Here is a 15,372-nt window from a genome sequence, read left to right as displayed (position 1 = left end):
ACCGGCGCCTGCCGACGGCCTTCTCTCCCGAGTACGGCGGCGCGCTCGACTGCACCTACGACCTCGCGCTCATCAGATGGGGCTGCGACGCTGCTGGAGCCGGCCTCGCTGTGGGAGCTCGGGGCGTACAGCCGTCGGCGCCGAGGTGTTCAAAGAGCCGGCGGCCCTCACCGAGCAGGACCGGGACCAGGTGGATCTCTGTCTCGTCGAGGAGCCCCGCCAGGCGACAACGCCGAGACATGGTCGCGGACCAGATCGTGGAACCGGTACCGGGTGGGGGCGGGCTCTTGCAGGAGATGGACGTCCAGCAGTTGGTCCAGTTCCCGCCTGGCCCGCACCACGGTCGTGTCCTGTACGGCGGCGGCCTCGTCAACGCCGAACTCGGCGCCGACGAGCGAGCCCAGCAGCCGATACACACGCCGCTGGTCCTCGGAAAGCCGCTGATAGGACAGATCCAGGGCGGCGGTGACGCTGTGCCGCCCGACCGTCAGCTCGGCCAGTCGATCATCGTTCAACCGGTCAAGCAGATGTCTCACGCTCCAGGTGGGACGCGCCTGAAGCCGGACGGCGGCGATGCGGATGGCGAGCGGGAGCAGCCCGCACCGCTCCACGGTCTCCGTCAGGACACCCCCCGGCGCGTCCATGACGTGCTCCCGCCCAACCGTATGGGTGAACAGGGCGACCGCCTCCTCCCGCGGCAGGACGTCCAACGACAAGGTCCGGGTGTCGTCGAGGCCGATCAGGCGGCGCCGGCTGGTGACGATCAGCCGGCAGCCCGGGCCGGCGGGCAGCAGCGGGCAGACCTGATCTTCATCGGCGGCGTTGTCCAGCACGATCAGGACTTTGCGATCGGCCACCACACTGCGGTACAGCGCGGCGCGGTCGTCGACATGCTCGGGGACACGCTCGCCGGGAACGCTGAGTGCTCTGAGCACGCGGGCCAGCGCGTCGCCCGGATCGACCGGTGTCATTCCCTGGGTATGGCCGTGGAGGTTCACGAACAACTGCCCGTCGGGAAACCGGGGTGCGAGCCGATGGGCGGCATGAACCGCCAGCGCCGTCTTGCCGGCTCCGGCCATGCCGTCGATGGCGACGACGGTTGCCGTGTTCGCGTTCTCGTAATCCTCCAAGGCCGTCAGTTCGCGCTCTCGGCCGACGAACGCCGCCACACCGGCCGGTAACTGCCGGGGAACGGTCACCGCTGCCGGCGGTGTGCCTGCCGGATCATCGCGTTCAGGGGAAGCCGGCAGGCTCCGGGCGACGGCGGCCAGCGTCGCGCGCTCTTCCCCGTCCAGCCCCAACGCCTCCGCCAGCAGCCGGATCGATTCCATGCGAGGTTGCTGAAGCCCGCTGCTCTCCAACCGGCGAACCGTCCGGACGTTGAGGCCGGCCCCTTGGGCCAGTTGCTCCTGTGTCAGCAACGCCCGCTCCCGCCACCTGCGCAGGAGCGTTCCCAAGGGCAGCCCGGCGTCGGGCCACTCCGTCGAAAGTCTGTTACCAGTGATCACGGTCGGTCGACACCCCCCGTCTCGTCGCCCCCTGGCCGCTGAGATCCGCAGGTCCATCAAAGGCGCGTCCCGGCTGTTCAGACCACGGTCGGACGAAAGCGAACGGAATTGGACGCACTGAAGGTGGGGCCGCATGATCGCGATTCGCGGGTATCTCGATTGATCGGCCTCGCCGCGATTGGCCAGAATGAGGCCATGGGTGAGGGTGACGGGGGCGGCCACCGACCGCCGCGGGCACAGGCGCCGACCGGTCTCCGGCCGCCCCGGAGTGGCGGTGTCCCGCTGCCGTCCGACCATTCGGACGACGTGTGCCCCTACCAAGGCCTCGCACCGTTCGAGACCGAGAAGAGCGAGTTCTACTTCGGACGCGCGCGGGCGACGCACGGTCTGCTCGAGCGCCTGGGCCCGCGCCTGGACGAGCACGGGTCCATCCTGCTGGTCTCGGGCGCCTCGGGTGTGGGCAAGTCGTCGCTGTTACGGGCGGGGCTGATGCCGGCGCTGACCAAGGGCTTGCTGCCGCTCGCCGGATCGCAGCGTTGGCCGCGCCTGCTCATCACGCCGACCTCGAGGCCGTTACAGGCACTTGCCGAAGGCTGGATGGCGGCGTTCGGCGGGCACGTCGAAACGGTGCACGAGCAACTGCGGGACGATCCGAAGCAGATGGTGTCAGAGGCTTTCTCACCGGACCGCCGTCTCGTCCTGGTCGTCGATCAGTTCGAGGAACTGTTCACTCTGGTGACCGACGAGCGGGAGCGCCAATCGTTCGTGAGGGCTCTGCACGCGCTGACCGAAGGCCCGTCCGGCGCCGGAGTGATCATCGGTGTACGTGCGGACTACTGGGACCGCTGCGCGGCCTACCCGCAGTTCGCCGAGGCCATCCAGGACGGCCAGGTCATCGTCGAGCCGATGACGGAGTCGGACCTCCGGCTGGCCATCACCGGCCCCGCGGCCGCGGTGGGCCTGGAGATCGAGCCCGGTCTGGTGGAGACCATCCTGGGCGAACTACGCGTCGACCAGGCCGCCGGTGATCGCTACGAGGCCGGGGCCCTGCCGCTGCTTTCGCAGGCGCTGCGCAACACCTGGGAGAGACGTGAGGACGGCCGGCTGACCCTCCGGGGCTATGAGGAATCCGGCCGGGTCCGCGACTCCGTGCGGCGCACGGCCGACGAGGTCCTCGGACGGCTGTCGCCGGAGGACAGCAAGGCCGCGCTCCGGATCTTCCGGCGGATGACGCTGATCACCGCGGGCGGGCGGCTGGGGCGGCGCCGGGTGACGCCGGCCGAGGTCCACGCGGCCGCGGCCGCGCAGTCGGCGGAGCGGCGTGCCCAGGTCGAGGAGCTGCTTTCGGCGTTCGCCGACCGGCGCCTTCTCACGCTGCACGAGGACAGCGTCGAGATCGCCCACGACGCCCTGCTGACCGCCTGGCCCACCCTGCGGCAGTGGCTCGAACCGGACATGACCGCACAGGCGGTGTACGACCAGCTCGCCGCGGACGCCGCCCAGTGGGCCGAGAACCACCGCGACCCCGCCTTCCTCTACCGGGGCGCCCGTCTGCTGGCGGTCGATGACAGCCGGCCCCGCTGGGACCGCGACCCCGACAGCTTCCCGCCGCCCGGTCCGACCGTGGAGAGATTCCTCGCGGCGTCGACCGAGGCGGCACGGCGGGCGGGCCGCCGTCGGCGTCTCGTCATCGCAGGGCTCGGGGCGCTGTCGGCTCTCGCCCTCGTCGCGGCCGGCGCCGCCGTCAACGCGGCGCGCAACGCCGTCGATGCGGCGAACGAGGCTGATCGGCAACGCAGCGTGGCGAGCTCCCGCCAGTTGGCGGCGCAGAGCGAGGTCACCGGCGACTCCGCCCTGTCGTCGATGCTGGCTGTGGCGGCGTGGCGAATCGCTGACACCGACGAGGCCCGCAACCGCGTGCTGTCCGCGGCCACCCGCACCGGCCGCGGGATCCTCACCGGGCACACGCGAGGCGTCACGGGCCTGGTGTTCAGCCCTGACGGTTCGATCATCGCGACAGGAAGCGACGACGAGACCGTACGGCTCTGGGACACGGCATCGCGACGGCAGCTCGGCGCCCCGATCACCCGGCCGAAGTACAGCTGCTTGAGCGGCACCAAGCTGGCCTTCAGCCCCGATGGCCGTACGCTGGCCACGGCGTGTCTCAGCACCGTCCGGTTCTACGACGTGGCCACCCACCGCGAGGTGGGCGCCCCGCTGGACCAGGAGTCGGTCGTGAGGGCGTTCGCGTACAACCCGGATGGGAAGACCATCGTGACCGGAGACAGCAAGGGCGTCGTCCGGCAGTGGGACGCGACCACGCGCCGCCCGCACGGCACTCCCATACGCCACCCCGGTGACAAGTCGCGCGACGAGACCTCCGTCACCAGGGTGACGTTCAGCCGGGATGGGAAGATCCTGGCAACCGCCGGCGGGGACAACACCGTACGACTATGGGACACCGCCACCTCCCGCCGGCTCGGCGCCCCCTTCGCAGGACACACCGAATCCGTCACCGATCTCGCCATCAGCCCGGACGGCACCACCCTCGCGACCGTGGGCTGGGACCGGACGGGGCGCCTCTGGGACATGGCCACGCATAAGGAGACAGGCAGGCTCAAGGACCGCACCGCCGGTTACGAGTCGATCGCCTTCAGCCCCGACGGCACACGGATCGTCACCGGCGGAGACAGCGGTCGCACCGTCGTGTGGGACACGGTCAGCCGGCAACAGGTGTTCGTGCTCGCCGACAATTTCAGCAGTGTCAACGGCGTGGCGTTCAGCCCGGACGGAAAGCTGCTGGCCGCCGCCAGCGACGACGGCGACGTACGGCTGGCCGACCCGCAGGTTTTCCAGCAGCTCGGGACCCCCATGCCCGCGATGTCGTCCGTCGCGCTGAGCCCTGACGGACGAATCCTGGCCGCCGGTGTGCCCGACGACAAGAACCCCGCGATCCAGCTGTGGGACGTGGCCACCCAGCGTCCCCTCGGCCCGCCACTCAGTCCCAAGGGCACGCGCCGCGCGGTGTACCACGTCGAATTCACCCCCGACGGGCGGATGCTCCTGACGTCCCACGCGGACGGCCTGCGCCTCTGGGACGTCGCGGGGCGCCGCGAGATAGCCCATGACCCGGCGCTCAAGGGTGTGGCCAGGATCAGTCCCGACGGCAGGTTCGCCGCCGTGAACGAGGACGACGCCATCGTGTTCTGGGACATCGCGCGCCGCCGCGAGACCGGGACGCGCATCCGCGTACCCGGCCACACCGACATCATCACGGGGATGGCGATCAGCCCCGACGGGGCGATGGTGGCGACCACGGGCTGGGACAACCGGACACGGCTCTTCGAGGTGACAACCGGCCGCGAGATCCCGGGCCCGCCGTTCAAGGGCGCTGGCGGGTTCGTCAACGCCCTGGCGTTCAGTCCCGATGGCGGCAGGCTGGCCCTCACGGCCTCCGACAACAGCGTCCGGTTCTGGGACGTGCCCGGCCGCCACTCGGTCGGCGTCGGTCTGATCGTCGAGGACCACGTAACGTACAGCCTCGCGTTCAGCGCGGACGGTCAGGTTCTCGCCACCGGCTTGACCGGCGGGGATGTGCAGCTGTGGGATCTGCGGACCTACCGGCGGCTCGGCGCCCCGATGGTCGGGCACAAGAGCGGTGTGACCGCGCTCGCCTACGCTCGGGACGGGACCATCGTCGCCACGGTCGCGGGCGACAACAGCGCGCGGCTGTGGAACGTCCGCAGGCCCCCCGACCTGGTCGCCGCGGCGTGCGCCAACGCGGGCCGGTCTCTCACCCGCGAGGAATGGGAGAATCTCGTGCCGCAGGAGAAGTACCGCCAGACGTGTCCGTGACCCTGGACCCCATCATGGAGAAGGCGAGCATGTTCCTGCGAGGTCTGCGGCGGCGGACGGGCAGGCCCGTCCCGGAACTGGTCGAGTTGTTCCGCTCGATCGTGGAGGGCGGCCGCCAGCTCCACCCGATGGCCTCCGATTTCCTGGAACACTTCATGGACGGCGCCGGCGCCTCCAGGACGATGTCACTGCGCTGGCTGCGCTCGTTCAGAGTGATCAAGAAGGCCGAGCGCAAGAACCAGCGCCGGTTCGAACGGCAGCTCGCGCGGGAGGCCGGGCGGTTGGGCGACGGCGCCTCCACCTGGTTGCACGATCACTGGGACGCGCGGATCAACGCGTTCATCGGTACGGAGCTCTTCTACGTCAGCAGGATGAGCCTGCTGCGCTCACAGGGCTCGTTCGTCCTGACCAGGACCGGAGCGGAGGTACGGGTGTCCGGCACGGTACGCCACCACTGGTTCGACCCTTACGACTGGGACCGCGGCCGATGGGTCTACATTCCGCGGCACGGATTCGTTCCCATCGCGGTCGGGCGGGACCTGGTGGAGTCCGACGAGGCGCGCAACTTCCTGATGGAGTGTCGTCATGTTCAGACCCTGGCGGGGACCTGCGTGGATGGCCGGTGGCCGCGACGCGGCGCGGCGAGGTTCGAATGGTCGCTGGTGAGGACGGGGCGCGGATGACCGCAGACCACCCCTGCCCGCCCGATCCCACCGAGGCCGGAAGCGCCGCGGACTTCGTCCGGTCGCTGGTCCGTCTCAAACAGTGGGCGGGCGAGCCGTCCCTGAGCAGGCTGCGGTCTCTCGGCGGCCAGACGGTGACCTCGGACGGAGTCACGATCGACGCGTTGCCCAAGAGCACGACCTCACACGTTCTCCGGCAGACCGACAGGCTGCCGCGGTGGGATTTCGTGAAGGCCTTCGTCACCGCCTGCCTCCGTTACCGCGACTATCCAGCCGAGCTGATTCCCGGCGAACTCGAACGCTGGCGCGCGGCCAGGACCGCCTTGGCCGAGCCGGACACCCGTACACCATCCGGCGGCGAGCGGCGAACGTCCTCGGCGGTCGGGCCGGAGCCGCCGGCGGTCGCGGCCGGGATCGCGGAAACCACCGGTCCTCTCGGGCCGGACCCGGCCGTTGATCTCCTGGCGCGTCGGGTGGCCCGGGAAGAGGACAGGGCGCGCAAAGGGCTGCTCGGAGGCTACAGCATCGCGCCGGTCTCCTTCGGGCCGCACGCGGACCTGATCCGCCACGACGTCGGCACCGGTGCCGACCTGCACGCGATCGGCGAGTTCTTCGGCGGTCTGCACCCGCAGCGCCTGCTGGTCGTGGGCGAGTCAGGAGCGGGCAAGACGGTGCTCGCCATCGAACTGGTGCTGCAGCTGCTGGAGCCCTTGCTGACCACCGGCGGACGACCCGGTCACCGGCAGATGGTGCCGGTACGCCTGAACGCCGCACGATGGACCCTGGGAAGCCCGTTCGAACCATGGCTGGCCGAACAGCTGGTGCAGGACTTCGGGCTCGCGGCCAAGGACGCGGATCGGCTGGTGCGGGACCGCCAGGTGCTGCCGGTGCTGGACGGTCTGGACGAACTGGACCCCGAGCCGTCCATGGGGACGCCTCGCCGGGCGATCGGCCTGCTGACCGAGCTCAACCGGTACAGCGACCTTTCCGGACGGCGGCCGGGGGCGGTCGTCGTGACCTGCCGAGCCGGCCGCTACACCGAGCTGGCCGAAGCACGCAGCGGGCTCGACAACGCCACCCGGATCCATCTGCATGACCTGACCATCGAACAGATCAATGCGTACCTGCGCACCCGCTGGCCGGACGGCCATTCCTGCGACACCCACCGCGACGGCATCCACGCGGCACTGTCCGGACCGTCGGGGACGGCCGTCCACACCGCCCTGGCCACCCCCTGGCGGTTGCTGCTGACCGTGACCGCCGTGGAGTCCGGCGCCGACCCGGCCGAGCTGCTCGACGCCGACCCGGACCCCGACCCTCGAGTGGCGGCGGCGCGGATCGCCCGCAGGCTGCTCGACGCGTACGTCCCGGCGGCGACCGAACTCACCCCACGCACCGCCCACGGCGCTCCGTACCGTCCCGAACAGGTGCGATCCTGGCTGGAGAACCTGGCCTCCCACCTGCGGTGGCAGGCTGCCCACACCGCCGAGACGGATCGGCCGCCGCCCGGTCTGACACCGATCGACATCGTCCCGCACCTGCTGTGGCCGATCGGTGGCCGGCGCCGGGTCCGGGCGTTGCACGGTCTGTGCTGTGCGATCTTCGCCGTCATCGCCATGCTGGCGTTCTGGGCGGGGTCGGCGGCCGATCGCCCCGGTGACCTGCGCGACTCGCTCGACCTGGGCGAGGGGCTCACCCTGGCGCTCATGGGGAGCTGGGTGGCCATCGCCACCGGCCTGTCGCTGTCGCCGTGGCCGGCCGCCGCCGGCGGGCGGACCAACGTCCCTCGCAGGCGGCGCGTGATCGGGGGTCTGCTCGGCGCTCTGGCGGGCAGCCCGATCGGCGTGCTCTGCGGCCTGGCCGGACTCGTGCTGACCGGAGGCGGGGTCTTCGGTCCTGGTTTCGCCATCGCCGCGGGGGCGGCCGGGGGCTCGGTGTTCGGAGCGGTCATCGGCTTGACCGCCGCCGCGCGGAGGGGAGCCGAGCGCATGACCGTATCCGAGGCGGTCCGCGCCGAGCCGGTCACCCTGCTGGGGTTCGGGCTGTGCGGCGCCCTCACCGGGCTGCCGCCGCTGCGCCTCGTCGGCGCCGGCCCGGTCGCACTGGCCGCGGAGGTCATGGGGGCCTTCACCCTGGCCTTCGCCCTCGGGATCGTGTTCAAGATCGCCACGGGGGGCTGGAGCAAGGACGCGGAGCTGGCCCATCCGCGAGAGGCCCTCCACCGCAACCCATTGATCGGCGTGGCCTTCGGCCTCATCGGCGGCGTCGCCGCCTTTCTCGTGTTCGTCATGCATCAGGGCGTCCTCACGTCGCTGGCGTGCGCGGTCGTCGGCGGGGTGACGTTCGGACTCGCCTTTGGCGCGATCGCCTGGTCCCGCACCATGATCGGCTTGATCATCGCGGCCGCGCGTGGGGTGCTTCCGCTGCGGCTGTGGACCTTTCTCGACTGGGCCTGCGAGGCACGGCTGCTGCGCGTCAGCGGCGCCACCTACCAATTCCGGCACCGCGAACTCCAGGACTTCCTGACCCCGTCCGAGGGCGACAGTCGTTATCTGGGGTTGTCCAGCGAACTAGCTGGTCAGCCGCTTGAAGGTCGTTAGCTGGCGCGCGCTGATCGCCTTCGGCACTGCCCGGCGCTCCATGGGCAAGCGCTCACCAGGCAGGATGGACGCTACCTGGTGAGCGGAGAGAACACCGGTTGACGCCGGGACGGCGCATATCTCAAGTCGGCCAGTTCGCTACGGAACCATCCGCATGCGTCTGGCAGGCTCAGTCCAGCCAGCGGCCGACGCCACGCACGGTGACTTCAAGCAGCTCTGCCGGATTGTCCGGGTCCGGGTAGTGGATGATCATGGTCGTGCCGGCCGGAAGCAGCAGTTTGACGGCTTGGATGCATCCTGCCACGGCCTGGCGCCGCTGATCAGGTCCGGTGCCATCGATCGGCACCGCGTCACAGACACCGCCCGGATTGTTCATGACAAGCCGTAGCGTGTTCTCGCGTAGCGCCACTTCCCGCGTGGCGACGCGATAGGCGAGCTGCGTCTCAAGGTGCCAGGCCGGGGGCGCCATGGGCAGGCCGAACTGCTGCGTGTACAGCAGGCTGAGACGTTGTTCGAGGGCCGCGAGGTCGTCGTGCAGACCGCTCTCGACGGTGTAGTTCGCCCACTTCTCCAGATCGGTGACCGGTGGCAGAGTCGCGATCGGCAGGCCGTTCGCATCGAGCACCCGTCCGGACTCGTCCACGATGTAGCCCTGGTTGTTGAGCCGTTTGATGGTCTCGCTCACGTCCTTGAGCTGGCGCGCCGCGTCCTCGAACGGGCAGTGTCCGCCTTCCTGGATGCATCCGATCGGAATAGTGCGCAGTATCGACGTTGCCAGCTCGGTCTCGCGGGTCGCCCACAGGATGGATAGATCAGATTGGCGCGCGAGCAGGTACATCGTTCCCCAGATCGAGTTGTACTCGCCGAACCGAAGTTCCTCCGGGACGTGCGACTCCACGAAGGTCCCCCTCCACTGGGACGCATACTCGTCCCAGTCGGGATCTTCGGACAGTTCCAGGGCTCCAGTGAGGCAGTCCGTGACCGACTGCGCCGCATCCGCGACACCGCCCTTGAGGGCGTTCTTGCAATCGCCGACCAAGCCGTACTGGGAGGCGGCGTTGATCAGGTCCATGCCGGTCAGAGCTATGTACTCTTCGGCGAGGCGTTGAGCGTCAGTCTCCCGGTTACCGATTTCCCTTGCCGCGAAGGAGAATATCGGGCTCAGGACGATGGACATGCAGGCGTCCTGGGCTTTGCCGACGAACTGCCTCTTGCAGTGCTCGATGTTGTCCTTGGCGAAGCCGTCCGGATCGTGGAGCGGCCCCTTGGGGTCGTTCAGGATCTCTTCAGCGCGTGCGTCGCAGTCGTGGTATCCAGGGTTGCCGAGTTTGGGTGCATTCTCGCAGTGCTCTTTCAACTCCCTCTTGAGCTCGCGCAAATGTCCCTCGGCCTCGAGCCGATAAGTCTCGAACACTTCCGCGGCGATGCGAGCCGCCTCGGACGCGCTCTTGCCGGCCGCGATTTGCGCGGCGTACGCGGTGTCATAGGCGGCGTAGGCGCTGGCCGCGTCCTTTGCCGCCGAGACGGCCGAGGCGCGGGCCCAGCGGGCCGAGAGGGACGCCGACCTGGCCGACTGCTGGGCCTGCTTGGTCGCTGCGGCGGCGGTGCGGACGGCCTCGGCGGCCCGTTCCGCGGACGCGGCGGCGTCGCGGGCGTGGGCGACGGCATCGGTCGCGAACTTCTTCGCCTCCTCGGCCGCCTTGCCGGCGTCGTTCGCGTAACCGATGGCCTCCTCCGCCGCACCGCGGGCCTCAGCCGCCGCAGCCTGCGCGGTGCGCGCGAAGTCGACGGCCTGCTGCGCGATCTGCGAGGTCTCGATCATCAAGGAACTGGCGATGTAGTTGTGCGTCGCGGTCGCGTAGTCGCGCTGGGCCGCACGGTGCCGCTCCACCTCCAGGAACTCGACCTGCATCGCCGTCGTGCCGGCCAGCGCGATTTGGGCGCCGTTGCGCACCTCGGTCCCGTGAGAGTCGTCCCCGGCGATCGCGCCGACCTTCGCCCGGACGTCGATCGCGTAAGCGGTGTTGTGCTCCTTATCGAGGAACTTCTTGAGGGCGTCCGGGTCGTTCGAACGCAGGGCGATGTTCGCCGCCTCCTCGATGTGGGTGTGGCCGGTGCTGCGGGCGTCAGAAAGGATGCCGTTGACCTCCTCCCGGTCCTCGGCGGGTCGCTCGGGGTAGTCCGGGTCCTTGAGGAACTCGATGACGTCGGACCATCCGCTGTCGAGAGCGTCCTGAGCGGCTGCTCTCATGGCCGCGCTGCCGGTGATCATGAGGCCGGTCAGCCTCGTGCGGTCGTCCTGCTCTTCGGCGGAGGCGAGTCCGCTCTTGACGAACTCGATGACCATGAGGTCATCGTCCTCGCCGAGAGCCGTCATGGCCGCCGAACTGGTCCACGTGCCGGGCACGGTCGCGAAGTAGCGGGCCACCTCCCGCGCCTTGAGGGCCGCCGATGCGGCCTCGGTCTCCGGCGCGTTGGCGACCTCGGCGATCAGCGCGTCGATCTGCGGGGTGTGGTACTGGCCCATTGGCACATCGAAGCCGCGAGCCTCCCCCAATCGGGCCTCGGCGGCTTTCTGGCTGATGTGCCGGGCGAAGGACAGCTCAAGTTCCAGCTCCTTCTGAAGTCGTTCGGCGTCCACCTCACGCGCCGCTTTGTAAACGATCTGGGCCGTCTCAGCCGCCTGCAACGCGTCCTCCGCCGCGCGGTAGGCGTTGTTCGCGTGCTGCGTCGCCAGCTCGGCCGCGTTGACGGCGCCGCCCGCATGCTGGGCCGCGCTCGCCGCGGCGCTTGCCGACTGCTCCGCGTAGGTCACGGCGCGCGTCGCCGCGTCGCGCGCCTTTCCGGCCGCGTCCTTGGCGATGTCGGCCTGACGTACCGTCTCCTCGGTGGCGCGCCTCGCCTGGTCCGCGCTCGCTTTCGCCCGCGCGGCCGCTGCGAACGCGTTTCGGGCCTCGGCGCTGGCCTGCCCCGCATAACGCCCGGCGGCCTCGGCCGCGCGTCCGGCGGCCTCGGTGTTCGCCCTGGCCGAATTGGCGGCGGCGACCGCGGCGTGCGCCTGCTCGGTCACGGCGATGATCTGATTGATGGGCGAGATCAACGCGGTGATCTCCGGACCGATCCGCTGCATGTCCCGGTTGTGCTTCTCCGCTTTGGCAACGGCTGCCGCGTCCAGCTCTGCCGCCGTCGCGGCCGCCCACGCCTCGTCCGACTTCGTGTGCGCCCGCGCCGCCGCGGTCGCCGCGCGTGCGGCGGCCCCAGAGGCTGCGCGCGCGGCCGTCGCCGCTGTCCGCGCGGCCTGTACGGCGACCCGGGACGCGGCCGCGGCGCGGTCGGCGGCCTCAGCAGCGCGTTGGGCCTGACGCTTGGCCTCCGCCGACTCCTGCCCGGCCAGCGCGGCGAGGCGTTGCGCCTCTTCCGCGTCGCTCTTGGCCGCAGCGGCCTCGGCTTTCGCACGGTCGGCCTGCGCGACCGCGGAGACCGTCTCGAACGCCGCGCGGCGGGTCGCCTCCGCGGCGCTCGCCCGGAGATCGTTCAAGGTCTGGGCCTCGTTGTCCCGGGCCTGGGCCACCCCCCAGTCGATCTGGGCGAAACGCTCCAGCATCTCCTGGCTGCCGTCCTGGAGCGCCCGGTTCGCCGCGGCCTGCACCTGCGGGCCCCCCTCGGACATCGCCCGGTTGACGACCACGCGCAGGTCCATCCGGTACGGCACCCGCCAGCCAGATTCGATGAACTTCCCCAGGTCCGCACGCGACCCGTTGCGCAGCACCGCGTTCGCGGCAGCCTTGACCTCCGGTCCGCCGGCCGCCTTCATCTTGTTCACGCTGGCGCGCAGGTCGATCTCCCGGGCGGTCTCCCAGCCACCGTCGAGGAACTTCGCCACGGCGCTGGGGTCGTCCGAGACCAGAGCGGCATTGGCGGCGGCGGCCACCTCAGGCTCGCCCTGGGACTTGATGCGGCCGACCTGCTCACGATCGTCCTGCGCCACGAGCCGGGGAAGCTCGGCGAGCAGGGCACAGACCGCCGCTCTGTCCCCGAGCAGCGCCCTCTCGGCGGCCGGACGCACGTTCACGCCGCCCGTCACCCACGCTTCCAGAACCACCTGACGTTCGCATACCGGTGCTGGGGGCGGGTCCGCCGCCGCCTTTGCCTCGGTGATGGGGCTGCCTGCGAGAAGCAGCGAGAGCACGGTGCCGATGGCCCCTGCCGTCCTGCCACCACGTAACGCTCGAATCGTATTCACTTCCACCATTTCCGTCGATGTGGTCAATGAACGGGCTGAACGGCCGGCCGGAGCTCATGCGCCCGACCGGCCGTTCAGTACTCAGCTGACGACCCGCAGCTCCAGGAGGGTCTCGCTGCAGTTCTCGGGATAATCGGGGTGGCTCGCGTCACAGGTGGTGGTATCCGAGCGTCCGAACTGCTCGCTCTCGTCCCGTTCGACGCGCTTGGTCCGCTCCGTTCCGGTCTCCACGTTGACGACTGTCGCGTCCACGTCGTGGCCGGCGCCCGGCGAGCGGCTGTCTCCTTGAACCTCGAAGACGTTCGGGATCCGGAGCTTCACCCATCCCGTGGGCGCGAGGACCTTGAAGCACACCGCCATCACCCCGAGGTGCGGCTCGCCGACCACGGGCTGGCCGTTCAGCAGGCCCGGGAACACCTTGAGCACGCCGACCCCGTTCTCCGGGGACGAGCTGCACGAGACCCAGATGATCCCGCCGTTCCCGGAGATCAGCTCGAAGTTCTTCTCCTCGGCCTTTTCCGTACCCCAATCGGTCTGACCGGAGGTGCCCGCGTATTCGTGCGGGAAGTGCGCGGGGTAGGCGAACCTCTCCACGATGGAGTCCGGGCCGATGACGGGCGTCACGGTGACCGGAACCACCCGTACCGGCGGAAGGGCCCGTCCCGTGAAATAGGTGATCTGGTCACCCGGACGGTAGGCGAACAGATGGCTCTGCCCGCCCGTGCTCGTGAAGTCGAAGGTGATGATGCGGTCCTTCGCCAGCTCCAGGTCATAGCCACCGATGCCGGTCGAGCTGTGGAACACCGCCGTGAACGAATTGCCCGCGCCATGCCGCAGGATCCAGGCCGTCTTTCCGCCCGGACGGTAGAGCAGCAGATGATCCAGCCTGCCCGTGTGCTCGTAGTCGTAGGCGATGATCTGATCCGCCGTGCTCTTCAGGTCATAGCCACCGATGCCCGCCGCGCTGTTGAAGACGGCTCTGAACGTGTTGCCCGAACCGTGCTCGAGAATCCAGGCCGTCTGCCCGCCCGGACGATAGAGCACCAGGTGATCTGGCTTACCTGAACTCGTGTAATCGAAGGCGATGATGCGGTCCCGGGCATCTTTCAGGTTGTACCCGCCGATCCCACCATCGGCCGTGGCGAAGACCGTCGTGAACGTGGCATTACCGTTGTGCCGGAGAATGCGGGCCATACCGGTCCCCGGCCGGTACAGCAGCAGATGATCCAGCTTCCCCGAATGCTCGTAGTCGAAGGCGATGATCTGGTCCTCGGCGCCCTTCAGGTCATATTCGCCGATGCCTGCCGAGCTGTGGAAGACGGCTTTGAACGTGTTGCCCGAACCGTGCTCGAGAATCCAGGCCGTCTGCCCGCCCGGACGGTAGAGCAGCAGATGGTCCAGCTTTCCCGAACCCGTGTAGTCAAAGGCGATGATGCGGTCCCGGTTGTCCTTCAGGTCATAGCCACCGATACCAGTGGTCGAGGAGAAGACCGGGGCGTAGGTGCCGTCCGTCCTCCGCTTGACGATGAAGACGATCTGCGAGCCCGGACGGTAGAGCAGCAGGTGATCCAGCTTTCCCGAATGGTCGTAATCGAAGGCCACCGCCTGATCACGGTTGTCATCCATGTCATAGCCGCCGATACCCGTCACGCTGCCGCCGTACTGTGCGAAGGACGTGGTGGGCTCGATCGCCACCGTGCGGATCCAGCTCGCCAGGTCGTCCACCCGCGCCGCATCGCCCCCGCGCGCCCCGTCGCCGGCCGCGCCCAGGCAGCCTCCCTGGCCCGCGCCGGAGCTGAGCCCGACGAGCTCCGCGCGGCCCCCGCTCGTGCGCAGCACCGGCGCGCCCGCGTCCCCCTGACAGGCGCTCACGTCACTGCCGTTCGCCCCGGTCCAGCCGAACGAGCCGGCGTCCACGGCCCCCGCCACGACCGGCGCGGCATGCACCCGGTTGGGCGCCCACTGCTCAGCCGTTCGTCCATAGCCCACGACCTGCAGCGCGTCCCCCGCGGCAGGAACGGCGGAGCCGACCACGGCAGGCGTGATGCCGACTGCTCGCAGCGCCAGCTTGACCAGCACGACGTCCCGGTCGCGGTGCGGGTGGATCCATTCCACGGGCAGCACCCGCCCGCTCGTACCGGACAGATCCGTCCTGCCGACCGTCACCGTCGTCGCCGTCCTCGGCGCTCCGCTCGTGACGGACTGCCCTTGGGAGGCGAAACAACTGGTGGCGGTGATCACCCATTGCGGGCTGACGAGGGCTCCGGTGCAGCTGTGCGTCTCGCCGACGTTCACCTTCGCCACGAAACCGTACGTGCCGTCGGCCACCGGGCTGGCTCCCTTGACGGCCTGGGCCGGCGTCGCCCCTGCCCAGAGCACCGCTGAGGAGGCGACCATCAGGAGGGAGAGGGTCGTGATGTGTAATATCCGGATCATTCGCTGGAGGTTCACGGCACGAGTGTGCGAGTGGAGACATGGGTGAA

General features: G+C 69.7%; 6 protein-coding genes. 3 read left to right on the top strand and 3 right to left on the bottom strand.

Annotated elements, in window-relative coordinates:
• Positions 1-167: 167 nt before the first annotated feature.
• Positions 168-1,730, bottom strand: coding sequence for an ATP-binding protein (locus OHA25_RS50135; RefSeq protein WP_327583910.1), 1,563 nt, complete (start codon positions 1,728-1,730; stop codon positions 168-170).
• Between OHA25_RS50135 and OHA25_RS50130 the strand changes: the two genes are divergently transcribed.
• Genes OHA25_RS50130 through OHA25_RS50120 form a run of 3 tightly spaced genes read left to right on the top strand, consistent with a single transcriptional unit; the run spans position 1,704 to position 8,646 of the window.
• A complete protein-coding gene (locus OHA25_RS50130) occupies positions 1,704-5,363 on the top strand; it encodes an nSTAND1 domain-containing NTPase (protein ID WP_327583909.1) in 3,660 nt (1,219 codons plus the stop codon). The genes OHA25_RS50135 and OHA25_RS50130 overlap by 27 nt on opposite strands.
• Positions 5,354-6,046 carry a hypothetical protein gene (locus tag OHA25_RS50125; protein WP_327583908.1) on the top strand — a complete coding sequence of 231 codons (693 nt, stop codon included), beginning with the start codon at positions 5,354-5,356 and terminating at the stop codon, positions 6,044-6,046. The genes OHA25_RS50130 and OHA25_RS50125 overlap by 10 nt, the downstream gene beginning before the upstream one ends.
• Entirely contained in the window at positions 6,043-8,646 is a 2,604-nt protein-coding gene (locus OHA25_RS50120) for an NACHT domain-containing protein (protein WP_327583907.1), read from the top strand. The genes OHA25_RS50125 and OHA25_RS50120 overlap by 4 nt, the downstream gene beginning before the upstream one ends.
• Before the next feature lie 169 nt (positions 8,647-8,815).
• On the opposite strand, the gene OHA25_RS50115 is transcribed toward OHA25_RS50120, so the two are convergent.
• The gene (locus tag OHA25_RS50115) at positions 8,816-12,718 is read right to left on the bottom strand and encodes a DddA-like double-stranded DNA deaminase toxin (protein WP_327583906.1); all 3,903 of its coding nucleotides are present in this window, start codon (positions 12,716-12,718) and stop codon (positions 8,816-8,818) included.
• Between the two features lie 252 nt (positions 12,719-12,970).
• Entirely contained in the window at positions 12,971-15,340 is a 2,370-nt protein-coding gene (locus OHA25_RS50110; protein ID WP_327583905.1) for a S1 family peptidase, read from the bottom strand.
• Positions 15,341-15,372: the final 32 nt, after the last annotated feature.

Source organism: Nonomuraea sp. NBC_00507, assembly GCF_036013525.1.
In the GTDB taxonomy this organism is placed as follows: Bacteria; Actinomycetota; Actinomycetes; order Streptosporangiales; family Streptosporangiaceae; genus Nonomuraea.
This window is presented reverse-complemented; position numbering and strand designations above follow the sequence as displayed.